General features: G+C 65.0%; 23 protein-coding genes and 1 pseudogene. 9 read left to right on the forward strand and 15 right to left on the reverse strand.

Annotated features, from left to right (window positions below):
* Positions 1-39 precede the first annotated feature (39 nt).
* The 10 genes and pseudogenes from AAE027_RS24390 to AAE027_RS24435 all read right to left on the reverse strand — a co-directional run bounded on the left by AAE027_RS24390 (position 40) and on the right by AAE027_RS24435 (position 7584).
* Positions 40-1107 carry a threonine aldolase family protein gene (locus tag AAE027_RS24390; RefSeq protein WP_370988901.1) on the reverse strand — a complete coding sequence of 356 codons (1068 nt, stop codon included), beginning with the start codon at positions 1105-1107 and terminating at the stop codon, positions 40-42.
* A 46-nt stretch (positions 1108-1153) separates the two neighbouring features.
* On the reverse strand, positions 1154-1429 hold the full coding sequence (locus AAE027_RS24395; protein ID WP_370988902.1) for a type II toxin-antitoxin system RelE/ParE family toxin: 276 nt from the start codon (positions 1427-1429) through the stop codon (positions 1154-1156).
* The gene (locus AAE027_RS24400; protein ID WP_370988903.1) at positions 1426-1653 is read right to left on the reverse strand and encodes a hypothetical protein; all 228 of its coding nucleotides are present in this window, start codon (positions 1651-1653) and stop codon (positions 1426-1428) included. The genes AAE027_RS24395 and AAE027_RS24400 overlap by 4 nt, the downstream gene beginning before the upstream one ends.
* Before the next feature lie 115 nt (positions 1654-1768).
* Positions 1769-2386: a 30S ribosomal protein S4 gene (gene rpsD / locus AAE027_RS24405; protein ID WP_018647416.1), complete on the reverse strand. Its 618-nt coding sequence runs from the start codon at positions 2384-2386 to the stop codon at positions 1769-1771.
* Positions 2387-2585: 199 nt separating this feature from the next.
* Positions 2586-3353 carry an acyltransferase gene (locus tag AAE027_RS24410; protein ID WP_370988904.1) on the reverse strand — a complete coding sequence of 256 codons (768 nt, stop codon included), beginning with the start codon at positions 3351-3353 and terminating at the stop codon, positions 2586-2588.
* A gap of 105 nt (positions 3354-3458) precedes the next feature.
* Positions 3459-3591, reverse strand: a pseudogene (locus AAE027_RS24415) (cupin domain-containing protein); the annotation flags it as partial.
* A 49-nt stretch (positions 3592-3640) separates the two neighbouring features.
* Positions 3641-4414 (reverse strand): HpcH/HpaI aldolase family protein, encoded by a 774-nt coding sequence (locus AAE027_RS24420; RefSeq protein ID WP_370988905.1) that lies wholly within the window; start codon positions 4412-4414, stop codon positions 3641-3643.
* 61 nt (positions 4415-4475) lie between these two features.
* Positions 4476-5273: a glutamate racemase gene (murI, locus tag AAE027_RS24425; RefSeq protein WP_370988906.1), complete on the reverse strand. Its 798-nt coding sequence runs from the start codon at positions 5271-5273 to the stop codon at positions 4476-4478.
* 187 nt (positions 5274-5460) lie between these two features.
* Positions 5461-6267, reverse strand: a complete 807-nt coding sequence (locus tag AAE027_RS24430) for a Crp/Fnr family transcriptional regulator (protein ID WP_370988907.1) — start codon at positions 6265-6267, stop codon at positions 5461-5463.
* A 243-nt stretch (positions 6268-6510) separates the two neighbouring features.
* Positions 6511-7584, reverse strand: coding sequence for a SecDF P1 head subdomain-containing protein (locus AAE027_RS24435; RefSeq protein WP_370988908.1), 1074 nt, complete (start codon positions 7582-7584; stop codon positions 6511-6513).
* 251 nt (positions 7585-7835) lie between these two features.
* Here AAE027_RS24435 and AAE027_RS24440 point away from each other — a divergent pair, with 251 nt between their 5' ends.
* From AAE027_RS24440 to AAE027_RS24450, 3 genes are all read left to right on the forward strand, one after another.
* Positions 7836-9743 (forward strand): acyl-CoA synthetase, encoded by a 1908-nt coding sequence (locus AAE027_RS24440; RefSeq protein WP_370988909.1) that lies wholly within the window; start codon positions 7836-7838, stop codon positions 9741-9743.
* A 207-nt stretch (positions 9744-9950) separates the two neighbouring features.
* On the forward strand, positions 9951-11750 hold the full coding sequence (locus AAE027_RS24445; RefSeq protein WP_370988910.1) for a caspase family protein: 1800 nt from the start codon (positions 9951-9953) through the stop codon (positions 11748-11750).
* A gap of 49 nt (positions 11751-11799) precedes the next feature.
* A complete protein-coding gene (locus AAE027_RS24450; RefSeq protein ID WP_370988911.1) occupies positions 11800-13617 on the forward strand; it encodes a caspase family protein in 1818 nt (605 codons plus the stop codon).
* A 24-nt stretch (positions 13618-13641) separates the two neighbouring features.
* Here the strand turns inward: AAE027_RS24450 and AAE027_RS24455 are convergent, their stop codons facing one another.
* Both AAE027_RS24455 and purB read right to left on the reverse strand, forming a co-directional pair.
* Positions 13642-14814, reverse strand: a complete 1173-nt coding sequence (locus AAE027_RS24455; RefSeq protein WP_370988912.1) for a M20 aminoacylase family protein — start codon at positions 14812-14814, stop codon at positions 13642-13644.
* Between the two features lie 169 nt (positions 14815-14983).
* A complete protein-coding gene (purB, locus tag AAE027_RS24460) occupies positions 14984-16291 on the reverse strand; it encodes an adenylosuccinate lyase (protein WP_091888994.1) in 1308 nt (435 codons plus the stop codon).
* A gap of 565 nt (positions 16292-16856) precedes the next feature.
* Here purB and AAE027_RS24465 point away from each other — a divergent pair.
* Complete coding sequence (locus tag AAE027_RS24465; RefSeq protein ID WP_370988913.1) at positions 16857-17444, forward strand: TetR/AcrR family transcriptional regulator; 588 nt, start codon at positions 16857-16859, stop codon at positions 17442-17444.
* Positions 17445-17478: 34 nt separating this feature from the next.
* On the opposite strand, the gene AAE027_RS24470 is transcribed toward AAE027_RS24465, so the two are convergent.
* From AAE027_RS24470 to AAE027_RS24480, 3 genes are all read right to left on the reverse strand, one after another.
* Complete coding sequence (locus AAE027_RS24470) at positions 17479-17784, reverse strand: hypothetical protein (protein WP_370988914.1); 306 nt, start codon at positions 17782-17784, stop codon at positions 17479-17481.
* Positions 17785-17894: 110 nt separating this feature from the next.
* A complete protein-coding gene (locus AAE027_RS24475) occupies positions 17895-18548 on the reverse strand; it encodes a response regulator (protein ID WP_370988915.1) in 654 nt (217 codons plus the stop codon).
* Between the two features lie 7 nt (positions 18549-18555).
* Positions 18556-19926: a sensor histidine kinase gene (locus tag AAE027_RS24480; protein WP_370988916.1), complete on the reverse strand. Its 1371-nt coding sequence runs from the start codon at positions 19924-19926 to the stop codon at positions 18556-18558.
* 213 nt (positions 19927-20139) lie between these two features.
* Between AAE027_RS24480 and AAE027_RS24485 the strand changes: the two genes are divergently transcribed.
* The 5 genes from AAE027_RS24485 to AAE027_RS24505 all read left to right on the forward strand — a co-directional run bounded on the left by AAE027_RS24485 (position 20140) and on the right by AAE027_RS24505 (position 24481).
* Positions 20140-20910, forward strand: a complete 771-nt coding sequence (locus AAE027_RS24485) for a MotA/TolQ/ExbB proton channel family protein (protein WP_370988917.1) — start codon at positions 20140-20142, stop codon at positions 20908-20910.
* Entirely contained in the window at positions 20907-21593 is a 687-nt protein-coding gene (locus AAE027_RS24490) for a hypothetical protein (RefSeq protein ID WP_370988918.1), read from the forward strand. Before AAE027_RS24485 ends, AAE027_RS24490 begins: the two co-directional genes overlap by 4 nt.
* Positions 21586-22191 (forward strand): hypothetical protein, encoded by a 606-nt coding sequence (locus AAE027_RS24495; protein ID WP_370988919.1) that lies wholly within the window; start codon positions 21586-21588, stop codon positions 22189-22191. The genes AAE027_RS24490 and AAE027_RS24495 overlap by 8 nt, the downstream gene beginning before the upstream one ends.
* 116 nt (positions 22192-22307) lie before the next feature.
* On the forward strand, positions 22308-23048 hold the full coding sequence (locus AAE027_RS24500) for a metallophosphoesterase family protein (RefSeq protein ID WP_091888979.1): 741 nt from the start codon (positions 22308-22310) through the stop codon (positions 23046-23048).
* A gap of 5 nt (positions 23049-23053) precedes the next feature.
* On the forward strand, positions 23054-24481 hold the full coding sequence (locus AAE027_RS24505; RefSeq protein ID WP_370988920.1) for a serine/threonine protein kinase: 1428 nt from the start codon (positions 23054-23056) through the stop codon (positions 24479-24481).
* Positions 24482-24483 lie beyond the last annotated feature (2 nt).

The following is a 24483-nucleotide window of genomic DNA, read 5'->3' on the forward strand; positions in this document are numbered from 1 at the left end:
ACTCCCGGATTTCGCTGCGCTCCATCCGGGCTACGGTAATTACGCCCTGCGCACGATCTCCCTGACGTATCCGATCGTCTCCTCGATCTGGCTCGCATTGACGTCGAGATGGGTGCAGGCGCGGATGCGGCCGTCCATCATCGCAAGCGTCACGCCGCGCTGGCGCAGCGCTGCGACCATCTTGTCGCCGGCAACGCCGGCGCCGTCGGGCTTGAAGAACACCAGATTGGTCTCGGGCTCCTGCACCTCGATGCCAGAAATCTGCGACAGCCCGCGGGCGAGCGCGCGCGCATTGGCGTGGTCGTCGGCAAGGCGCTCGACGTGATGGTCGAGGGCGTAGATGCAGGCCGCGGCGCAGATGCCGGCCTGCCGCATCGAGCCGCCGAGGCGCTGCTTCCATTGCCATACCGCGTCGATGAAGGCGCGTGAGCCTGCAAGCACGCCGCCGATCGGCGCCCCGAGGCCCTTGGAGAAGTCGATCCAGGCCGAATCCCATCCGGCGGTCATGTCGCGCGGCGAGATTCCGCTTGCCACGGTGGCGTTGAGCAGGCGCGCGCCGTCCATGTGGGTGATGAGGTCGTGCTGCTTCGCGATCGCGACGATCTCGTCCAGCGCCGCCTTCTTCCAGATCGTGCCGCCGCCGATATTGGCGGTCTGCTCGACGCTGACGACGGTCTGCGGCGGCTGGTAGCGCGTGCGCGGATGCAGCGCCTTGCGCAACGTCTCCGGCGTGAACTGGCCGTCGGCGCCCTTCAGCTGGGTGACCTGGAAGCCGCCGATCGCGGCATGCGCGCCGCCTTCGCGGGCGATGATGTGCGCGGTCTCATGCGCGAGGATTTCGTCGCCGGGACGGCAATGCACCAGCGTCGCGGTGACGTTGCACATCGTGCCAGAGGGCATGTACACCGCGGCTTCCTTGCCGAGCAGATCGGCTACGCGCTCGCACAGCGCGTTCACGGTCGGATCGTCGCCGACCTGCTCGTCGCCGACCTCCGCCCGCGCCATAGCCTCGCGCATCGCGGCCGTCGGCTTGGTCTGCGTGTCCGAGAGCAGATTGATGCGCACCGGCGGCGCCTTGGGATCGACGGGGGGAGGGGTATAGAGCATCAACTTGCTCCCTGAGGGATTGGCATTCACTCGCGGTCAGCGAGTTCTAGGTGGGCGTCGGGCGGCGTGACGAAACCGCATAATTAACGATTTCTGTTTCGGTCACACGATAATCGATCAGATAAGGATAAGGGTTGACTGGCAAGCGGCGCACGTATGCACGAGTGGTCTGCCGCCCTGCATAAGGATGGTCCTGAAGCAGCGCGATAAGCGCGACAATGCGGTCGCGGACGTGGCCTGCTCCCTGGGGCGAGCGCGCTTCGATATAGGTCAGGGCTACGTCGATCTGGGCAAGCGCCCGCTTCGTGTAGCGGACCTTCACAGCCCGTGCTTGGCCCACATCGCGCGAACTTCATCGGTGCTAGCCAGCTCACCGCGGGCGATTTCAGCTTCGGCCTCGGCGAGATCCGCCTCTTCCGCCGCCGTCAGCTGGATCGGAGGCTGATCGACTCCGGCGAGTTCAAGCAGCGCTCGCGCCAACTCATCCTGCTCTGAATCGGGCAGGCCGGAAACCTTGCTAAAGGCCTCTTCCAGAAGACGCGTCATGGTCAACTCCGCTACGTGCAAGCATAGCACGGATGGGATGAGACAGGGGAGTGGCGGCCTGAAACGAAAAAGGCCCCGGAAACCGGGGCCTTTGAACGTCGATCTGCCGAAACGATCAGCGCGAATAGAATTCGACGACCAGATGCGGCTCCATCTGCACCGGGAACGGTACGTCGGAGAGGCCGGGGATGCGCGCGTACTTCGCGGTCATCTTGCCATGGTCGACTTCGAGATAGTCGGGAACATCGCGCTCGGGGAGCTGGCTGGCTTCGAGCACGTGAGCGAGCTGCTTGGAGGCTTCCTTGACCTCGATCACGTCGCCGACCTTGAGCTGGTAGCTCGAGATGTTGACCTTGCGGCCGTTCACCTTGATGTGGCCGTGGTTGATGAACTGGCGCGCGGCGAAGATCGTGGAGACGAACTTGGCGCGGTACACGACCGCGTCGAGACGGCGCTCGAGCAGGCCGATCAGGTTCTCGCCGGTGTCACCCTTGAGGCGGCTGGCTTCCACGTAGATGCCGTGGAACTGACGCTCGCTGATGTTGGCGTAATAGCCCTTCAGCTTCTGCTTGGCGCGGAGCTGCACGCCGAAGTCGGAGAGCTTGCCCTTGCGGCGCTGGCCGTGCTGGCCGGGGCCGTATTCCCTGCGGTTCACGGGGCTCTTCGGGCGGCCCCAGATGTTCTGGCCCATACGGCGATCGATCTTGTACTTCGCCTCACTGCGCTTAGTCATCGCGTCCTCTTCGGTTGCATGGTTTGAGGAAACGCGCCCTCCTGTGTGACGGGCCAGGCCCGGCACCGACAGGTCCGATCCCCAAAGCTTAAGGGACAGGACCACGGGTCGCGAAACGCTTCGCGGGCCGAAATCGGCCCGCGAGCAGGCGGCTTTTAGGGGAGTTTGGGGTTCGCTGTCAATGCAAATGCCCCCGGAATCAGGTCCTTACTGCCCGGATGGGCTTGGGGCCGGCTGCCCGCAATTCGGCAGCGATTTCAGTGTTGAGGACCTGTTCCAGCCGGGTCAGGACCCGGGCGATCGGGGCGGCATCCGTCACCCGGTGGTCCCAGCGGATCACGACATGAATGGTCTGGTCCGCCTCGGCCACCCCATAGCTGATGACGAAGGGGCCCGGCGTGATGGGGTGGAGCTCGCCGCCGCCATAGGCGGCCACCGAGCTGACCGCGAAGCTGCCGAACCAGTTGCCGCGCTGCCGGCCGAAATTCAGCCCCACCGCCCAGGACAGGCGCCGCAGCGGCAGGGGCAGGCGGGTCGCCCGCATGATCTTGCGGAACATCGGGACGTCCTCGACCGGCGCCGTCTTGGCGCGTCGGATCTCGGCGTCGATCTGGCCCAATGGCAGGGCTTCCGGGGCCGATATCCGCTGCGGCAGCACGCATTCCTCGCCCCGTTCGACCCGGGCGATGGCGACCAGCGCCACGCTCTTCGGCAGCTCGTAGAGCGATGGCCAGGGCCATTTGGCATAGACGGTCCGCAGGATCGGCTCGTCCTTGGCGACCAGGGCGAAGGCCTTGACGAACATCGCCGCCCAGCCGGCAGGCGCCATCGCGCCGGCGCGGGATTCGAGCAGGGGGCGGATATCAAGCGAACGGGAGAGCGAGACGAAGGGCACGCCCATCGAGGCGCGCATGAGGTCGCAAATCAGGCGGCGTCGCAGCGAGATGGTCTTGGGCGTCCCGCGCATTGGTCTCCGGTTCCTGCAGATTGAAATATGTGCAGCGAGCGGGTCATCCGCTCGCCGCGTGATCTAGCACGAACCAACCCGCTTGGGCTCGGTCGGTTCGTCGCATCAGGGCGCCGGCGAGGCCAGCGGCTTGGCCGGCGTAAATTACAAGCACTTTCAATGATTTGTTACCATGGGGTTTGGCGTCGCGCACGGCGCCTGCTGGGATCTGGTAGGAATCGCCGGCCTCCAGATGCTTGTGGAACCGTCGACCCTGGCAGTTTCCGGCAAGGCCGAGATCGGCTTGTTTAGCGCCTGATCCCTTCGAACGCCGCCATGATGCCACGCTGGAACAGCGACCAGTCGAAGCCGAGCGCGATCGCCCGGTAGCCACGGTCGATCAGGGCGTTGGCCTGGTCGGCGGTGCGCGCCACGCCCCCGATCGGCACGCCGCTTCTGAGGATGCCGGCCTCCGCGCGGGCGATCAGCTCAAGCAGCTCCGGATCATCCATCCGACCGCGCTTGTTGATGGAGGTGGCGAGATCGCCGGGGCCGATCACCGCGACGTCGATGCCCGGCGTTGCCATGATCTCGTCGATGCGATTGACGGCATCGACATGCTCGATGGTGATCATGCAGATCATCTCATCGTCGGCGCTGGCCATGTAGTCCGGCATCGACTGGCCCCAGCGGAACGGCGCGTGGAAGGGACCCCAGAGCCGATCGCCGCGCGGCGGGTAGCGCACGCTGCGCACTGCTTTCTCGGCATCGTCTCGGTTGGTGATCATCGGGAAGTTGATGCCGAAGGCACCGATGTCCATCGGCGCTTTCGCAAGCCATGGCTCGTTCGCGGCGATCCGAACCAGTGGCGTGCATGGCGTGCCCGTGGTCGCGGCGATCATCGCATGTGCTTCGGTCAATCCAATCGGGCCATGTTCGAGATCGACGATGATCCAGTCGAGCGAGCGCGCCATGATCTGCACCATCTGCACGCTCGGGATCGTCGCGATCGCGCCGAAGGCGGGGCGCCCCTCGCGCCAGAGCTGGCGGAGACGGTTGAGTGGTGTGGAGGGGACCGACATGGGAAGGCCTGCGGCAAGGTGACGACGGCAAAGCCTAGCAGCGCGCCGTTGCCGCGCAAAGTCAGGCCAGGGCGCGGCCGCCGAAGAACGGTGTCAGCATCGCCGAAAGGCCATGCACGCGGTTCGAGGTGAAGATCATCTCGGCGCCGGACTGCGCGATGCCGACGATCCGCGGCCCAAGCAAATCCGAGACGCGGCGGGCGATCGCGGGCGCGGGGTCGATCCACTCGACCGGCCAGGGCGCCAGCCGTTTCAGCCGGTCGAGCAGCAGCGGATAATGCGTGCAGGCGAGCACCACTGTGTCGGTGCGCGATGTCGCATCCCCGGCGTCGCCGACGAAACAGGGAGCGAGTTCGGCGAGGATGGCCTCGTCGCTGATCGGAGCGCCGCCGAGCTCGGCTTCAGCCAGCGAGGCAAGCTCGGGTGAGCCGACCAGAGTCACCTCGCATCCTTGCGCGAAATCGCGGATCAGAGCTTTGGTATATTCCCGCTTCACCGTGCCCTTGGTGCCAAGCACCGAGACGCGGCGGGTCTTCGACTGCGCGCAGGCCGGCTTGATCGCCGGCACCGTGCCGACGAAGGGTACGGAATAAGCGGCGCGCAAGTGAGACAGGACCAGGGTGGATGCCGTGTTGCAGGCGATGACGATGAGGTCGGGATCATGTGTGCCGATCAATTCACCCATCAACGGCACCACGCGGGCGATGATCTCGTCCTCGCCATGGTGGCCGTAGGGGAAGAAGGCGTCGTCGGCGACATAGACGTAATGCGCGTCCGGGCGTGCGGCGACGACCTCACGGAGCACCGTGAGTCCGCCAAGGCCGGAATCGAACACCAGGATGGTCGGGGAGTTGGTCACGTCATTACCTTAAGGCGCCATGGTTACCATTCGGTTTTTAGGGCGGTTTTGCGGCGGGACCGCCCCAGCGCCAATCTGGAAGGGTCGAATGCGCTGCGGACGGGGACATATCCGCAAAATTGCGGGGAGCCGTTGTGTGCTAGACGGGCCGCAACGCCTTTGGCGTTGCGGCGCAGAGCCGGGGCGGTCACGCGATCCTGTTCGTGGTGGCCGCCCGCTCCGTGGCGAGCTGCTTCTGCAGGCGATCGATGTTTTGTAGGAGGCGCTGGCTGGTCAGCACCAGGAAGTAATAACCGAACTGCGGATCCTGGAAATAAATCTCGAGCAGCCGGTCATAGGTGATCGTCAGCACCTGTCCGTCTTCGATGCACTCGATCGTTCCGGTGCGCCGGTTGTCCGGCGTGAGAAAGCCGAGCTCTCCCATGAGAGTTCCCGGCCCGATCTCGACATTGATCTCCTTGACCAGGAATTTTCCGGTGACCGTGAGGAGCATCTCGTTGGCGGGGTCGCCCAGCCTGAACAGCGTGTCGCCATGGCGATATTTGCGCTCGGTCATGAACGGCTTGAGCCATTCGATCGACATGTCGCCTTCGGCCGCATGGCGCGCCTTCTTGACCAGCTTGAGCATCTGCCGCAGCCGCAGGGCGTTGATCGGCAGCAACAGAAGATACAGGAGGAACGTCGAGACGTTGGCGGAGAGCGCGCCGAAAACGGCGAACAACGCGCAGCCGATCATGTTGGCGACGCGCAGCGGCACCATCGTCCGCATCAAGAGGGTGGCGACGAAGAAGACGGCGCCGACCGCGGCGAACAGATTGGCCAGCGTGATGTTGTGGACGAAGATCTCCAGCAGCCGGTTGAAGATGGCGTCGTAGGTGACGTTGTTTGGATCGAGGCCCATCTGGACCAGGATCTTCGCGATCCTGAGGTTGTCCGTTGCCGCATCGAGAATGCGGTCGAGGATCGAAGAAACGTCTGCGCTGCCGGACGGCATGGTACTAACCCCGCGTAAGGCCTTCAGTCCTGCTCGGTATTCGTATAGCCGAAATCGAATGACGGCCGCCTGAAATGAAGCCTTTGGCCATCATGCCGCAAGAGGCAAATTTTAGCTTGATCGGGCGTTTCGGCAATTGCCCCTTTGGTTGTGCGTCTGCCCGCAACGCGGCCGTGATTCGGGGGACTTCAGCGTCGCGGATGGGCCTGGGACGCCGGACGCCGGGGCCGCCCGATCTCCGCCTTAGGGCTTGGCGGTGGGTTGCACGACCTGTTGCTCGACGAGGCCAAGACGTCCGGGCAGCGAGCCGGCGCGCAGCAGCATGGCGACGCTGTTGGCCTCTTCCAGGGTGAAGTTGCCGGAGATCTGGCCTGAGCCGCCGGTGATGGGCTCGCGGATCACGGGAGCGGCGATCACCTTGTCGTCGAGCACGATTGCGAAGGGCCTTCCGATGTTCTCTGCGGTGATGTGGGCGAAGCGCCGCGTGCCGCGGCCGTTGAAGCGGAACGAGGCGATCGGCTCCTTCGTGTCGCTCGTAAATCCCGGTCCCGCATAGCTGATGTCGTCGCCGTCGAGCGCGCTGTCCTTGGCAACGAGATAGGGAAGCTTGTCCTTGAAGCCGAGCAGGACTTCCGTGCCAGTGGGCGGCGTGCCGGATCGCGCCTGCTCCGGCGGCATCGAGAGATCGATCAGGCGGAAGCTGACCCGCACCTTTTTGGCGAAGATTGTGGTGATGCGCTCGGGCTCCATCGCGCCCGGCAGGAAGATGCGGATGCGGTCCGTTCCCTCAGGCTGGACGCTGGCGAGTGTGACGCCGGCGTCCTTGAGGCGCTGCTCGATCATAGCGATGGAATCTTCGACGAGATCGTGCAGCCGTGCGGCGGATGCGGCGTCGGTCGGCGCGAGCCTGATCAGTCCGTCGCCGGCGTCGGTCACGGTGAGCGCGTGCATGGGCAATCCCTCCGCCGCCGAGGCGAGCTTGCGCGTGAGCTGTTCGCTACCTTTGGCGTCCGCGATCTTCACTTCAACGCCGCCGTCGCGGATCGCAAGGCCGGAGAAGGCGATCCGTCCCTCGCGCAGAATCTTGTAGGCGTCGTCGCGCAGATCCGTGATGACTGCCTCCCGCAAGCCATCGGTGTCCACCTTGTAGACGATGCGGGATCCGCCCAGCTTCTCCATCTTGTCGGCGACGAAAGCCGCGACCTTGGCGCGCATCTTGTCGAATTGAGTGTCGGCCAACGCCACGCGAGGCAGCACGATCGCCATGGCGAGTCCGACGAGCAGCCTTGTGATGGGGTTCCGCAGATGCGTAGGCATGATCACCTCAAGTCTTGCGGCAGGACGCTGGCGGGGGAGTCCGGCGCCAGTTTCTTGGTCCCCGGATGGAGCGCGGAGGTTCAATATTGGTCTGGATCGAGGCCGACCGCCGCGGCCGGTAGGCGATAGACGAACGCCAAATCATCCATCATTGTGTTCCCGCTCGACCGGCAAATCGGTCGAGGCCTCGCCGAACCAAAATGTCAAAAGACAGGGGGCGGGGACATGCATCTGAGGGAGGACGGAATTCCATGGCGGGCATCCATGCGCTCGATCGGCTCATCGGCAACGACTATCCGGATTTCTTGACGGACGCCGACGTCCGGGCCTTCGAGCAGATTCCTTATGCCGATCGCGTCGCGGCCGAGAGCACCTATGACGCGATCAGGCTGGGTGCAGCGCGCAACCCCGACGGCGCGGCGATCCAGTTCCTCCAAAACGCCGATCCCACCGACACGCCGGTCGTGGTCACGTATCGCGATTTCATCGCGCGCGTCACGCAGGCCGCCAACATGTTTCACGCGTTGGGAGCGGAGAAGGGCGACGTCATCAGCTTCATGCTGCCGCTGGTGCCGGATGCCTTCGTGACGCTGTTCGGCGCCGAAGCCGCGGGCATCGCCAATCCCGTCAATCCGCTGCTCGAGCCGCACCAGATCGCGGAGATCCTGGAGGCCGCGAACACGAAAATCCTGGTGGCGCTTGGGCCGATGCCCGGCACCGACGTCTGGCAGAAGGTCGAGCAGATCCGCCCGCAACTGAAGCATCTCAAGGCCATCGTGCAGGTGTTCGGCGGCGGCGATCCCGCCAACGGCATCTTTGCCTTCGGCGACCTGATCAAGCAGCAGCCGTCGGACCGGCTTGTCAGCGGGCGCAAGATTTCGGGTGCCGACATCGCCGCCTATTTCCACACCGGCGGCACCACCGGCACGCCGAAGCTGGTGCGGCATACCCATGCCAACCAGGTCTATCAGGCCTGGGCGCTCAATCTGCTGCTGAAGGCGAAGCCTGGCTCCAATCTACTGTTCGGAATGCCGCTGTTTCACGTCGGCGGATCGTTGACGCAGGTGCTGCTGACGCTGTCGAGCGGCGGCTCGCTGGTCGTACTGTCGCCGAGCGGCTGGCGCAATCCGAATGCGGTGAAGAACATCTGGCAGCTCGTCGAGCGCTACAGGCCCGACGCGCTGTCGAGCGTGCCGACGGTGCTCGCCGCTACGCTGGCGGTGCCGCCGGGTGGTGCAGATATTTCGAGCTTGAAATATGCCGCCGGCGGCGGCTCGGCGATTCCCGTCGCTGTGGGCTCGGCGATCCAGGACAAGCTCAAGCTGCCGGTGATCGAGGTCTACGGCATGACCGAGACCTCGAGTGTGCACACCCTGGCCTATCCGTCGCGGCCGATCCGGCTCGGCTCGGTCGGCCTTCCCATGCCTTACGCGCGCGTGCGCATCGTGCAACTCGATGCCGATGGCCGCCTGATCCGCGACTGTCCGCCCGACGAGATCGGTGTCGTCATCATGGCCGGGCCGGGCGTGTTCGGCGGCTATCTCAACGACGAGCACAACAAGGGCGCTTTCGTCGACGAGGTCTGGGTCAATTCCGGCGATCTCGGCCGGCTCGATGCCGACGGCTATCTCTGGATCACCGGCCGCGCCAAGGACCTCGTGATCCGCGGCGGTCACAACATCGATCCGGCGCCGATCGAGGAGATCATGTTCAGGCATCCCGCCGTCGGCTTCGCCGCCGTGGTCGGCCAGCCCGACGCCTATGCCGGCGAGCTGCCGGTGGGCTACGTGCAGTTGAAGCCGGGCGCGAGCGTCGAGCCGGGCGAGCTCGAAGCGTGGGTGCGCGAGCGCACGCCGGAGCGCGCCGCCGTTCCGGTGCAGGTGATTCCGATCAATCCGATGCCGGTGACTGGGGTCGGCAAGGTGTTCAAGCCGCAACTGCGCTGGGATGCGGCCGAACGCGTGTTCACCAAGGTGCTGGCGCCGCTGGTCGCGCGCGGCATCGATTGCAAGGTCAGTGTTGGTGCCCATGGCAGCCACGGCTCGATCGCGACCGTGACGCTTGCGGGCCTGCCACCGGATCAGCGCGACGTGGTCGCGAACGAGGTGCACGCGCTGCTTGCACCCTTCGTGATGCGGCACGAGGTGGTGCAGATGTAGCGGCCCCGACAGACGGCTTCGGCGTCAGCCCGAAAGCAGGGCGACGCTGCGCCGCATTATCCATACCCCCATTTAGAAGCATCTTATGTGACAGGCGTCACATAGGAAGAATTAGCAATCGGCGATGCTTCCGAATAGTCTCGTGGAATTGCATCCGGGGGGACGCAAGTGATTCCGTTTCGGCTATTTGCTTTGTTGATATTTGCGATGGGCCTTACCTGCGGATCGGCGCATGCCGACCGGCGGGTGGCGCTCGTGATCGGCAATTCCGCCTACAAGAGCGCGCCGAAGCTCGGCAATCCCGTCAACGATGCCACCCTGGTCGGCGGCATGTTCAAGAAGGCCGGCTTCGATTCCGTGGATGTCAGGCTGGATCTCAGCGCCAGCGAGATGCGGCGCATGCTGCGCGAATTCGCCGGCAGGTCGCGCGACGCCGACATGGCGGTGATCTATTACGCCGGTCACGGCATCGAGCTCGACGGCAACAACTATCTCATTCCGACCGACGCCACGCTGGAGACGGACGGCGACGTTCTCGACGAGACCATCCCGGTCGAGCGTGCACTGTTCGCAGTCGAGCCGGCCAAACAGCTGCGCCTGATCATTCTCGACGCCTGTCGCGACAATCCGTTCGCGAAGACGATGAAGCGCACGCTGGCCTCGCGCGCGATCGGACGCGGCCTCGCCAAGGTCGAGCCGACCGGCCCGAACACGATGATTGCCTTCGCGGCCAAGGCTGGGTCGACCGCATCCGACGGTGATTCCAGAAACAGCCCGTTCGCCACGGCACTGGTCGAGCACCTGCCGAAGCCGGGACTCGATCTGCGCAAGGCCTTCGGCTTCGTCCGCGACGACGTGCTCAAGAGTACCGGCTACAAGCAGGAGCCTTATGTCTACGGCTCGCTCGGCGGCGACGACGTGCCCCTCGTCGCGAAGCAAGCCGCAACCGGTCCGCAGGCCAACCCGCAGGATGCCATCCGCAGGGATTACGAACTTGCGCTCCAGCTTGCCACGCGCGACGGCTGGGAGGCGTTTCTAGCGGCGTATCCCGACGGCTTCTACGCCAATCTGGCCAAGGGCCAGTTGAACAAGATCGCGGCCGAAGAGACGCGCGCTTCCGCTGAACAAAAGGCCAAGGCAGCCGAGCAGGAAAAGGCAAGGCTCATCGCCGAGCGTGCCCAGAAGGCCGAGCAGGCGAAGGCGGCCGCGGCGGCCAAGGCGGCCGAAGAGGCGCGCATCGCCGCGGAGAAGCAGAAACAGATCGAGCAGGCGAGGGCCGAGGCGGCCGAGCAGCAGCGCAAGATTGCCGAGGCGGCAGCAGCGAAGGCCTTGGCCGAGAAGCAGGCCGCGGAGAAGGCTAAGGCCGAGCTCGCTGCCAAGCAGGCGGCAGAGAAAGCGGAGCAGGCCGCAAAGCCGGCTGCCGATCGGCAGATGCCCGAAGTCGAAAACCAGAAAGTCGCTGCGCTCTCGCCGGCGCCGACGTCAACATTATCTGCGGCTGATCTGACAAAATCCGTGCAGAGCGAACTACGCCGCGTCGGCTGTCTTACGTCGGCTGCAGAGGGCGAATGGAGTTCGGCCGCGCAGCGCTCGCTGACGCTGTTCAACAAATATGCCGGCACCCAGTTCGACGTGAAGCTCGCCAGCGTCGACGCGCTCGATGCGCTGAAGGCGAAGCCGGGCCGGGTCTGCCCGCTGGTGTGCAATTTCGGCTTCAAAGCCGACGGCGATCAATGCGTGAAGATTACCTGCCGCGCCGGCTATCGCGTTGGCGATGACAACGAATGCGAGAAGGTGCCGGAGAAGAAGCCGGTCGCGACGCGCGAGGATTCGAAGCGGCGGGATGCTGATCGAAAACAAACGGAGGCCGCGCCGTCGACCCCTCAAGCCTCAGGGCAGATAATCTGCACGAGTGCTGGATGCAGGCCGGTTGCCAAAGGGTGTCGCATTGTGCGCGATCCCAGGCCGGGTAGTGCCGGCATGATTCAAGCGGAAGTGTGCAACTAGCCTTTCCTGACCGACCGGTTCCCATGAAGTGCATCAAGGCCCGCGGGTGATGTGCGTGAATATTGTTCGATTTCTTTGCGCTTTGATTGTTGCAGCACTCGTCACTTGCGCGCCCGCGCAGGCCGAGAAGCGGGTCGCGCTCGTCATCGGCAATTCCGCGTACAAGAGCGTGCCGAAGCTTGCCAATCCGGTGAACGATGCTGGCTTGATCGGCGCCATGCTGAGGAAAGCCGGCTTCGACACGGTCGACGTCAGGCAGGACTTGAATGCTCCTGAAATGCGCAAGGCGCTGCGCGAGTTCGGCGGGCGGACGCGAGATGCCGATGTCGCGGTCATCTACTATGCGGGCCACGGCATGGAGCTGGACGGCACCAACTATCTGATCCCGACCGATGCCGCTCTCGAGACCGACACCGACGTCTACGACGAGGCGTTGCCGATCGATCGCGTGCTGGTGAGCATCGAGCCTGCCAAACAGCTTCGGCTCGTCATCCTCGACGCCTGCCGTGACAATCCGTTCGCGAAGTCGATGAAGCGTACGGTGGCCTCGCGCGCCATCGGGCGCGGGCTTGCCAAGGTCGAACCGACCAGCCCCAACACGATGATCGCTTTTGCAGCCAAGGCAGGCTCAACCGCCTCGGATGGTGACTCCCGGAACAGCCCGTTTGCGGTGGCATTGTCGGATCATCTGCCGAAGCCCGGGCTCGATCTGCGCAAGGCGTTCGGCTTCGTGCGGGACGACGTCCTGAAGAACACCGGCAACAGGCAGGAGCCCTATGTCTACGGCTCGCTCGGCGGCGACGACGTGGCGCTGGTCCCGACCAAGCCCGCTGCGCCCGGCCCGCAGGCCAATCCGCAGGACAGCGTCCGCAGGGACTACGAGCTTGCACTCCAGGCCGGGTTGCGGGAGGCCTGGGAAGCATTCCTGCAGACCTATCCGGACGGCTTTTACGCCAACCTCGCCCGCGTGCAGTTGAAGAAGATTGCCGCCGAGGAGGAGCGTACGGTGGCGACGGAGAAGGCGCGGCTGGCCGAGCAGGAAAAGTTGAGGCTCGCCGCAGAACGTGCTCGGAAGGCGGAGTTGGAAAAAGCCGCCGCCGCCGCGAAAGCTGCCGAAGATGCGCGGATCGCTGCGGAGAAGCAAAAGCAGATCGAGCAGGCAAAGGCTGACGCGGCCGAACGCGAACGCAGGGCGGCGGAGGCCGCGGCCGCTAAGTCGCTCGCGGAGAAGCAGGCAATCGAAAAGGCAGCGGCTGAGACCGCGGCGAAGCAGGCTGGGGAGAAGCAAGCTGCCGAGGCCGAGAGCAAGAGGGTCGCTGCGCTGTCGCCGCCATCGAGCGGCCCGCCGCCTGGCGAACTCTCCAGATCCGTCCAGCTCGAGCTGCGCCGCGTCGGCTGCATGAAGGCCGAGCCTAACAGCGACTGGAGCGAGACAGCACAGCGTTCGCTGACGCTGTTCAACAAATACGCCGGTACGAAATTCGACGTGAAGCTTGCCAGCCCGGACGTGTTCGACGCCCTCAAAGCGAAGTCGGGGCGAGTCTGCCCACTAGTCTGCGATCATGGCTTCAGGGCCGATGGCGACCAATGCAGCAAGGTCACATGCCGGGCAGGCTATCGTGTCAGCGACGACAACGAGTGCGAAAAGATCCCCGAGAAGAAGCCCGTCGCGACGCGCGATGAGTCCGCAAGGCGCGACTCGGAACGGAAGAAAGGCGAGTCATCGCCAGCAGCCCCGCAAGCCACTTCGTCGGGCCAGATCGTCTGTACGAATGCCGGCTGCCGGCCGCTTCGTCCCGGGTGCAAATTGGGACGATCGTCAAGCGTCGCCATCAACGGCGGCGGCTTGACTGAGGTCTGCAATTGAAACAGACGGCGCCGGGGCGGGGCGCTATCCCGCCGGCATCCGCGTCTCGATCAGCCGCACCCAGTACGATGCGCCGTGGCCCAAAATGTTGTCATTGAAGACGTAGGCCGGGTGGTGGCACTCGTTGCCCTCGCCCATGCCGACCAGGATCATCGCGCCGGGGCGGGCTTCCAGCATGAACGAAAAATCCTCGGCGCCCATCATCGGGATGAACTTGTCGTTGACGCGATCAGTGCCGACGATGTCGCGGGCGACCTCGGCGGCGATGCCGGCCTCGCGTGCATGGTTCATCGTCACCGGATACATCCGCGTGTATTTCGTCTCGGCCGAACCGCCATATGCGCGGGCGATGCTGTCGGCGACTTCGCCGATGCGGCGCTCGACAAGATCGCGCACCTCAGGATCGAGCGTGCGCACGGTGCCGGCGAGCTCGGCGATTTCGGGGATGATGTTGAAGGCTGTGCCGGAGTGGAATTGCGTAATCGAGATGACGGCGGACTTCAGCGGATCGACGTTGCGCGCCACGATCGATTGCAGCGCGCCCACGATCTGCGAGCCGATCAGCACGCTGTCGACGGATTTATGCGGTCCGGCGCCGGCGTGGCCGCCCTTGCCGCGGACCGTGATCTGGATGTTGTCGGAGGAGGCGAGCATCGCACCGGGGGTGGTTGCGAAATGGCCTTCGGGCAGGCCCGGCATGTTATGCATGCCGTAGACCTCCTGGATGTTCCAGCGCGTCATCAGCCCGTCCTCGACCATGGCCTTGCCACCGCCGCCGCCTTCCTCGGCGGGCTGGAAGATCATGATCGCCGTGCCGTCGAAATTGCGCGTCTCGGCGAGATATTTGGCGGCACCGAGCAGCATCGCGGTGTGGCCGTCATGGCCGCAGGCGTGCATCTTGCCGGGGACTTTTGAGGCGTAAGGTACGCCTGACGTCTCCATGATCGGCAGCGCGTCCATATCGGCGCGCAGGCCAATGGTCTTGCCGGAGGCGGACTTGCGGCCGCGGATCACGCCGACCACGCCGGTGCGGCCGATGCCCGTCACCACCTCGTCACAGCCGAACTCGCGCAGCTTGTCGGCGACGATGCCGGCGGTGCGGTGGACTTCGTAGAGCAGCTCGGGGTTCTCGTGGAAGTCATGGCGCCAGGCGGCCATTTCGTCGGACAGGGCGGCGATGCGGTTGACGATGGGCATGAGGGATCCGTTCTTGTTGTTGCTCGTAGGGTGGGTTAGCCCTGCAGATGCGCAACGCGCATCTGCTCGGCGTAACCCACCACTGTTTGTCTCCGCGGACGCGAAAGAGGTGGATTACGCCCAGCGGACTGCGCTTCGCGCAGCCGCAAGGCTAACCCACCTTACGATCCTACGACTCCCCGAACACGCGCTTGAAGATCGTATCGACGTGCTTGAGGTGATAGCCGAGGTCGAACTGCTCCTCGATCTCGGCGTCGGTGAGATACTTCTTCACCTCAGTGTCCTTCTTCAGGAGCTGGAGGAAGTCGCCTTCGCCGCGCCAGACCGGCATCGCGTTGCGCTGCACGAGCTTGTAGGCGTCCTCGCGGCTGGCGCCCTTCTGCGTCAAAGCCAGCAGCACGCGCTGGGAGTGCACGAGGCCGCCGAGGCGGTCGAGGTTCTTCTGCATGTTGGCGGGGTATACCAGCAGCTTGTCGATCAGGCCGGCGAGGCGCACCAGCGCGAAGTCGAGGGTCACCGTTGCATCCGGGCCCATCATGCGCTCGGCCGAAGAGTGCGAGATGTCGCGTTCGTGCCAGAGCACGACGTTCTCCAGCGCCGGCGTCACATAGGCTCGCACCATGCGGGAGAGGCCGGTGAGGTTTTCCGACAGCACCGGATTGCGCTTGTGCGGCATTGCCGAAGAGCCCTTCTGTCCCTCCGAGAAGAACTCTTCGGCCTCCAGCACCTCGGTGCGCTGCATGTGGCGGATCTCCACCGCGATGCGCTCGATCGAGGAGGCGATCACGCCAAGCGTCGAGAAATACATCGCATGGCGGTCGCGCGGGATCACCTGCGTCGAGATCGGCTCCGGCACGAGGCCCATGGCCTTGGCGACGTGCGCTTCGACGCGCGGGTCGATCTGCGCGAATGTGCCGACGGCGCCGGAGATGGCGCAGGTCGCGACCTCCTTGCGCGCCGCGATCAGGCGTTCCTTGGCGCGCGAGAATTCGGCATAGGCATAAGCGAGCTTGAGGCCGAAGGTGACGGGCTCGGCATGGATGCCGTGGCTGCGGCCGATGGTCGGCGTCATCTTGTGCTCGAAGGCACGCTTCTTCAGGGCGGCCAGCACCTTGTCGAGGTCGGCGAGCAGCAGGTCGGCGGCGCGGGTGAGTTGGACGTTGAGGCAGGTGTCGAGCACGTCGGAGGAAGTCATGCCCTGGTGCACGAAGCGCGCCTCGGGACCGACGATCTCGGCAAGATGGGTGAGGAAGGCGATGACGTCGTGCTTGGTCTCGCGCTCGATCTCGTCGATGCGGGCGACGTCGAACGTGGCGTCCTTGGCCTTGGCCCAGACGGTCTTGGCGGCCTCCTTGGGGATGGTGCCAAGCTCGGCGAGCGCGTCCGCCGCATGCGCCTCGATCTCGAACCAGATCTTGAACCGGGTCTGCGGCTCCCAGATCGAGGCCATTTCCGGGCGGGTATAGCGGGGGATCATCTGACGGCTCCAAGAGGTGGGCGGGATACCCCTGGGGACGCTAGGGGCGTGGGCTCCGGCCAAAATGCTTTTTACGCCGCGATTTAGCAGAGCGGGGAGGGCGAAACAAACGATCCGGCTCAGGGAGCTGGGTATGGGGGCAACTATCCACCGGTCGGGCGGGGCGAGCCTGCGCCGGACCAAAAATTGGCTATCAATCACGGATCATTGACTGACAGATATTGAAATCTGTCAGCGAGACGTGTATATCCATACTCGGACGCTCCGATTGGGCGTCCCGCGACAAGCCCCGGGGAGCCCGACATCCGAAACAAGCTCGGATCGGAGGGCGGATTGAAGAACGGGGACCGCGGACGAATGGAGACTTAAGACAATGACGACCGAAATCCTCAATTTCACCGGCGTGATTGGGCATTGGCTCAATTTGCTGGTGGCGCGCCAGATCGCGGCGCAGGCTGCAAAACTGCCTCATTAAGGCATAGGCTTTCCGAACGACCGGCCAGGGCGCTTCGGAAGCGGTCCTATTGCCGGGTAACTGAGCCCTGAACGGGAACATGGTGCTGGCATGAATGAAGCTATTGTCTTGACGCCGGAGCGGATCCTCGAAGTCACCGAGGACGTGCTCAGGCGCTTCGGACTTGCCAAGGCCACGGTGGTCGACGTTGCCCGTGCGCTCGATGTGAGCCACGGCAGCGTCTATCGCCATTTCCCGAGCAAGGCCTCGCTGCGCGAGGCCGTTGCCAAACGCTGGCTCGACCGCATCGACGCGCCGTTGCGCGCGATCGCCGGGGAGCAGGGCCCCGCGCCTCATAGGCTCGATCGCTGGTTGCGCACGCTGTTCGCCGCCAAGCGTTCGCGGGTGCTCGACGACCCCGAGATGTTCCAGACTTATCTGACGCTGGCGCGCGAGGCCTGTGCGGCCGTCAAGTGTCACAAGGACACCATGATCGACCAGATCGCGGCGATCCTGACCGACGGCGTCAAGCAGGGCGTATTCGAGGTGGAGGACGTCAAGACCACCGCGCGCGCCATCTTCGATGCCACCGTCCGCTTCCACCATCCGGCCCATGCCGACGAGTGGAAGGATGCCGATCTCTCCGCGCGCGTCGATGCGACGCTGGCGCTGCTGCTGCGTGGGCTGAAGGCGGCCTAAAGCCGCAGGATCCCTTCAAAAGCGGTGCGGCTAATCAACCTCTCGCCTTGTGGAGCAGGGGGCCGTCGCGAAGCGAGGGCGAGGAAGCCTGGTGTCTTCGCGTGTGGAAAACAGGGTCGGACGAGGGCACGACCGGCGGACTCTCCGGATATGCATTGACCGCGATTTCGACGACCTCCTTCGATCGCTTTCGGAGGCGGTAGAATGTGAGTTCCTGATCGAGCATTGGGCAGCGGAAGTGGACGACGGCGGTGTCCGGCAGGCGGCAAAGCTCGTCAATGAGTTCGCCTACTGTGATGATCGGGGGATGGTCGACTGTTTTGTGATGACCCTTACTCATGACCGTTACTCCTTCACTCCGTTGCTAACCGAAACTGAACGGTCTCCGTTCCATTCCGCTCGGCACATTGAGAAGGTTCAAGGGACTGAAGCGATGCGGCAGCTTTGCTGCTAGATCCTCGTCAACCCGCACGACGCCGCGAGCCGCACGAGTTGCGCGTCCGTGCGCGCGCCCGTCTTCGACTTGATCAGATAGTGATAGTTCTGCACGGTCTTCACACTGAGGTTGAGATGCGCTGCGATCTGCTCGGTGGTGGCGCCGCCGGCGAACTGCCGCAGGATCTCGATCTCACGCTCGCCAAGTTGATCCAGCGCCGAGCCGGTCGGCGACAGGCTGTCCTCGGCGAGAATATGCGCGATGTCGTCGCTCATGGCGCGCTCGCCGCGCGCCACGCTGCGGATCGCATTCACGACTGCCGACGGCTCGCTGCTCTTGGTGACGAAGCCAGAGGCGCCGGCGCCGAAGGCGGCTTTCACCAGCACGGCTTCGTTGTGCATGGTGAAGACGAGAATGCGCGCCCGCGGGCTGCGCGCGCGGATGTTGCGGATCGCCTCCAGCCCACTCGCGCCGGGCATCGAGATATCAAGCACGACGACATCGGGATCGTGCGCTTTGAAGGCGCCATAGGCGTCCGCGGCGTTGTCGGCTTCCGCCACGACGCGAAGATCGCCCTGGCTTTCCAGCACGCGCCGGTAGCCTTGCCGCACGATCGGGTGGTCGTCGACCAGCAGCACGGAAATCCCTGTTGCCGCGACCTCGCTCATCTCGGCCTCACGCGGCGAGCGGGATGGTAGCGGCCACGCTGAGGCCGCGGGTCGCTGGCAGGATCGACAGCGATCCACCGGCGGCCGCAACACGTTCGCGGATGCCGGTGAGGCCGAAGCCGGCCGATTGCGCGACGCGCTCCGCATCGCCGCCGCCGTCGTCCTCGACACGGATCAGGAGAGCGTCGTCCTCGCCGGCTTGGCGCTCGATGCGCAACGAGATCTCGCGCGCCGAGCCGTGACGCAGGGCATTGGTCAGGCATTCCTGCGCCACGCGATAGGCGGTGGTGGCCGCCGGACCGCTGATGTCGGTGAGATCGCCCCTGAGGTCGAGCTGGATCGTCGGCCGCGCCGCGCTTTGCGAACGCCAGCTGTCGACGAGATTGACGAGACTGGCCTCGAGCCCGAGCTCCTCGGGCAGCGGATTGCGCAGCCGCTTCAAGGCGTCACGCAGCGAGGCCATCAGGTGATGGGTGGCCTGCGAGATCATGCGCGCATCCTGCGCGATGCCGTTGTCTTTGCTTTCCTTCGCGCTCGCCATCTCGATGGTGTTGGCGAAGGCGAGGATGGCGGATAGATTTTGTCCGAATTCGTCGTGGAGCTCGCGGGCGAGCGCGCGGCGTTCGTCGTCTCGGATCTCGATCAGCCGGCGTGTCAGCGCCGCGCGCTGCTCGGTCGCTTCCTCCAGCCGGCCGCCGAGCGCATCGACGGCGCTGCCGATCATCGCAAGCTCCATCGAACGGAAGCGCGGCAGCTTCGTGCGATACTGGCCGCGCGCCATGCGCTGCAAGGCGGTGACGATGGTGCGTGCCGGCGCCAGCGCGTGCGCGATCGCGAGCGAAGCCAGCAGAGCGATTGCCGCCGCCATCAGCAGCGCAACGTCGATCACGTTGAGGATGTACTCCCAGGCGAGCGAGATTGCGGCGGCGGCGTCCGGTGTCGCAACCACCGTGCCGGCGGCTGCCGCGCGGGGACTGACAGGCCGCACCACCTCGGCGTGGCTGCCGAGGAAGGTCGGCACGATCGATGCGAACCAGCGCGGTGGTGTCTTGCCGATGCCTTGGCTCTGGCCGCAGAGCGGCTTCTCGAACGCCGCGGCTGGCTGGAACTCGACGCAGACGCCGGGCGAGATCAGCTTCATCGTCTCCAGCGTGCGCCAATCCGGAACCGGCAAGAGATGTTCGCGGGCTCTGCTGCTGCGCAACAAGAACTCACGCCAATATAGCGCCTGAAGCGCCTGCGCGACCCGCTGCGCGGAGGCCGCTGTCGCCCGGTCGACGCTGCGATAGGCATCGAACGTGGCCCACACCGTCGCCGCACCCAGGCACAGCGCCACGATGAGCAGCAGACGGGCGACGAGCTGAAGCACGAGGCGCATGCGATCACCCTCAACGTTTGGTAAGCTCAGCCTAACAACGCCGCCGCGCCTTGCCAATTGCGGGGAGCGGCAGGATGGCAGCTCGGGCAAAATTCCCAAGCCGGATTGGGCATAGGTCTTTGGACCTGGCGCGGCGGCTTTGATCTAATCGGGCAAGAATCTTTCTCGGCCAATCGTCGCAAGCCAATCGGCGCAAGTCAGGAGCAGTGCAGCATGAGTTCTATGACGATTGGACCGATCGCGGGCCAAGCTGCCGACCCATCCGAGCGCAGCGCACTGCTGTTCTGGATGATCTTCACCGGGCTCTCGGTCTTCGCCGTCGTGCTCTTGTGGCGCTTCGGCCTGATCCACCTGATGCTGACCTCCGACCGCACCTACATTTCGAGCGTGATCGCGGTGCTTTATGTCGTCACCTGCGGCCACTGCTTCCTGCGGACACGGGCGATCGCCCGGGAGGGCGCCGCGGCACGGCGCTGCCGGGCGGTGCTGTCGGCTGCCGGCGGCAGCAAGGCGCTGGATGCGGGGTCGACCGCGCTGCCGCGCGGCCTCGTGCGCGATCACATCGAGAGCCTCGTGACCAAGGCCGCTGCGCAAGGCTACCGGCCGGTCGACCAGACGCTGCTGCTGCGGACGCTGGCCGACCGCCTGCGCGGCTCCAACGGCTTCGGCGCTTTCGTCTCGGACACGCTGATGAAGCTCGGCCTGCTCGGCACCATCATCGGCTTCATCATCATGCTGGCGCCGATCGCGGGCCTGGATGCCGCCGACAAGGCTGCGATGCGCTCCTCGATGGGGCTGATGAGCGACGGCATGGCGGTGGCGATGTACACGACGTTGGCGGGCCTCGTCGGCTCGATCCTGGTCCGCATCCAGTACTACATGCTGGATGCGGCGACCCAGCGGGTGTTCTCGGATGCGGTGGTACTGACCGAGACCTATGTGACCCCGGTCCTGGAGCGCAGGGGATCTGGGACGCTGTCATGATGGATGATTTCGGTCTCTATCCGCGCGAGGAGCCGTTCGATCCGCTCGGCGTGATGCTGTTCAAGGCGCTCCAGGTGATCGCGTTCCTGTTCTTTCTGGCGTTGCTTGCGGTCTCGCCGGACGCCAAGGACGGCAAGATCGATTCCAAGGCCGAGTTCATGATCACGCTGGACTGGCCGGACAATCACCCCGACGATCTCGACCTGTTCGTGCAGGATCCCGCCGGCAACATCGCCTGGTACCGCCACCGCGAGGCCGGCTTCCTCACGCTCGACCGCGACGATCGCGGCGGCGCCAATGACTTCATCATCGTCGCCGGCAAGAAGATCGCATCGCCCATCCGCGAGGAGATCGTCACCGTGCGTGGTATCCTCGCCGGCGAATACACCGTCAACGTCTCGCATTTCGTCGCGACGACCGGCGAGCCCGTGACGGCCAATGTGAAGGTGCAGAAGCTCAATCCGACAGCGCAGGTGATCTTCGACAACAAGTTTACGCTCGACCACACCGGCGACGAGAAGACCGCGGTCCGGTTCCGGCTCGATGCCGAGGGCAAGGTGGTCAACGTGGATCAGCGGCCGAAGTCGCTGCTGGAGACGTTTCGCAGCAGTTGGCGCAACGGCGGCGATGTCGATCCCAAGACCGGTGTGAGCAAGAACGCTGTGAGGGTGCGCCGTGATTAGCCTGCAGACGGTCATCCTCTCGCTGTCGGTCGCCTACGCCGTCGTAGGCGCTCTGCTGCTGGTCGTGCTGGTCTATGCGAGGCTGCACTGGTCACTGAAGGCGGTCGCGGTGGTCGTGACCAGCGCCTTCTATGTCGTCAGCTTCACCGAGATGCGCGGGCTGCTCGGCTGGGCCAGCGCCGACCGGATGCCGGCCGCCTTCAAGCTGCTCCAGGCCCGCATCGTCGAGCCGCATTCGCTGGAGGGCGACCCCGGCTCGATCTATCTGTGGGTCGAGGCGCTGGACGAAGACAATCGGCCGAGCGGCATTCCCCGGGCGTTCCGGGTGCCCTACGACGACAGGCTGGCCGACAAGACCCATGCGGCGCAGAACGAGATCGCGGCCGGGCATCCGCAGGGCGGGCGCGCTGCCGATTTCGGCGGTGGTGACGGCAGCCTGATCGACATGGTGCGGGAATATGTGACGCCGAAGACGATCCTGGAGACCAGTGGCGGCGATTCCTCGACCGGCGAGTTCAACGCCCCGCCGGCCGGCGCGCAAGGCGCTGTGTTCACGCCGCTGCCGCCGCCCCGGATGCCGCCAAAGGACGAGCAATAGGCCCTTCACCATCGCGGCAGCGACCCGCTGGAAAACCGACCCGCGCCGGCGCATGTTCTTGACGTCCCTCAATTTGGCCTTATCGGCTTCCGATAAGATTTGAGGGTGGAGGGTGCGTGCTCCTAGCTGTCTTCTCGGATATCCACGGCAACCGGCAGGCGTTCGAGGCGTGCCTGAAGATCGCCCGTGCGAAGGGCGCGGAGCGCTTCGTCCTGCTCGGTGATTTCGTCGGCTATGGCGCCGATCCGGAATGGGTCGTGGACACAGCGATGGAGCTCGTCGCCGGCGGCGCCATTGCCGTGCGCGGCAATCACGACCAGGCGGTCAATTCCTCGGCCGAGACCATGAATATCGAGGCGCAGGTCGCGATCGAATGGACCCGCGGCCGGCTCGATAGCGCGCAGCGGCGGTTCCTGGCCGAATTGCCGATGCTGGTGGAGGACGACGGCCGTCTGTTCGTGCATTCGGAAGCCTCCAGCCCGCAGCGCTGGCACTATGTCCGATCAACGGCCGATGCCGCCAAGAGCCTGATATCGACGCCCGCCCACGTCACCTTCTGCGGCCACATCCACCGTCCGGCGCTCTATTCGATGTCGGTGACGGCGAAGATGACGAGCTTCGTGCCGAAGACCGACGTGTCCGTGCAGCTCTTGCGCGGGCGGCAATGGCTTGCCGTGCTCGGTTCGGTCGGCCAGCCCCGCGACGGCGATCCATCCGCGGCCTTCGTGCTGTTCGACACGGTCTCGTGCCAGATCACCTATTGCCGCGCGCCATACGATATCGAGACGGCCGCAAACCGGATCCGCGAGAACGGCCTGCCGCATTGGCTGGCCGACCGCCTCTCGCAGGGGCGCTGACGGCGATGCCGAAACCGCTGGTCAAATCAGGCGCTGTGATCGACGGCTTCACCATCGGCGAGTGCGTGCATGCCGGCGGAATGGCGACGCTGTGGACCGTCACCCATCCCGGCATCGACGTGCCCATGCTGATGAAGATCCCGCGGGTGTCGGAGGGCGAGGATCCCGCCGCGATCGTCTCTTTCGAGATGGAGATGATGATCCTGCCGCGGCTCGCAGGGCCGCACGTGCCGGCCTGCTTCGGCACCGGGGATTTCGCGCACCAGGCCTATGTCGTGATCGAGCGCATCGTCGGCACGACGCTCTACAAGCGGCTGCCGGACCTGCCGCTGCCCTATGACGAGGCGCGGCAACTCGTGGCGAAGATTGCGACCGCGCTCGCCGACCTGCACCGGCAGAACGTGATCCATCACGACATCAAGCCAAGCAGCATCATGTTCCGCGAGAGCGGCGAGGCCGTGCTGATCGATTACGGCCTGTCGCACCACAACCATCTGCCTGATTTGTTGCAGGAAGAATTTCGCCTGCCTTACGGGACCGCGCCTTACATGGCCCCCGAGCGGCTGCTTGGTGTTCGTGACGATCCGCGCAGTGACCTGTTCTCGCTCGGCGTGCTGCTGTATTTCTTCACCACGGGCGAGCGTCCCTTCGGCGAGGGTGAGACGTTGCGCGCGATGCGGCGCCGGCTGTGGCGCGATCCCTATCCGCCGCGCGCATTGCGCGCCGACTATCCGCCCTGGCTCCAGGAGGTGGTGCTGCGCTGCCTCGAGATCGAGCCGGTGTGGCGCTATCCAACGGCATCCCAGCTCGCCTTCGACCTCACCCATCCGGATCAGGTCAAGCTCACCGCGCGCGCGGAGCGGCTGAAGCGTGATTCCCTGGGCATCGTGTGGCGGCGCCGCTTCAATCAGGGCGTCATGCAGCCACAGGCGAAATCGGATGTCGCGGCGCAGATCGCGTCGAGCCCAATTCTTGCGGTGGCGCTCGACACGGTGGAGGGCGCACCGGAGCTGAACGAAGCGCTCCGCGTGACGACCGAGCGCATTCTCGCCACACTGCCCTCGGCGCGGCTTGCCTGCCTCAACGTGCTCAAGCTCAACCGCATCGCGATCGACCGGACGCTTGACGAGCAGGGCTCCAACAAGCATATCGATCGCCTGGTCGCGCTCCGGCATTGGGCGACGCCGCTCAAGCTGGACGAGAGCCGGCTGTCGGTTCATGTGCTGGAAGCCGTCGATCCCGCCGCTGCGATCCTGGAGTTCGCCGCGGTCAATCAGGTCGACCACGTCATCATCGGGGCACGGCAGAGCTCGTTCCGCCGTACGCTGCTCGGCAGCGTCTCGGCCAAGGTGGCCTCGGAAGCAGCCTGCACCGTCACCGTGGTGCGGCCGCCGCGAATGGCGGGGGATGCAGCCGAAGCGGATGCCGGATAGGG

The sequence above is a fragment of the Bradyrhizobium sp. DN3 genome, assembly GCF_041357655.1.
Classification (GTDB): Bacteria; Pseudomonadota; Alphaproteobacteria; order Rhizobiales; family Xanthobacteraceae; genus Bradyrhizobium.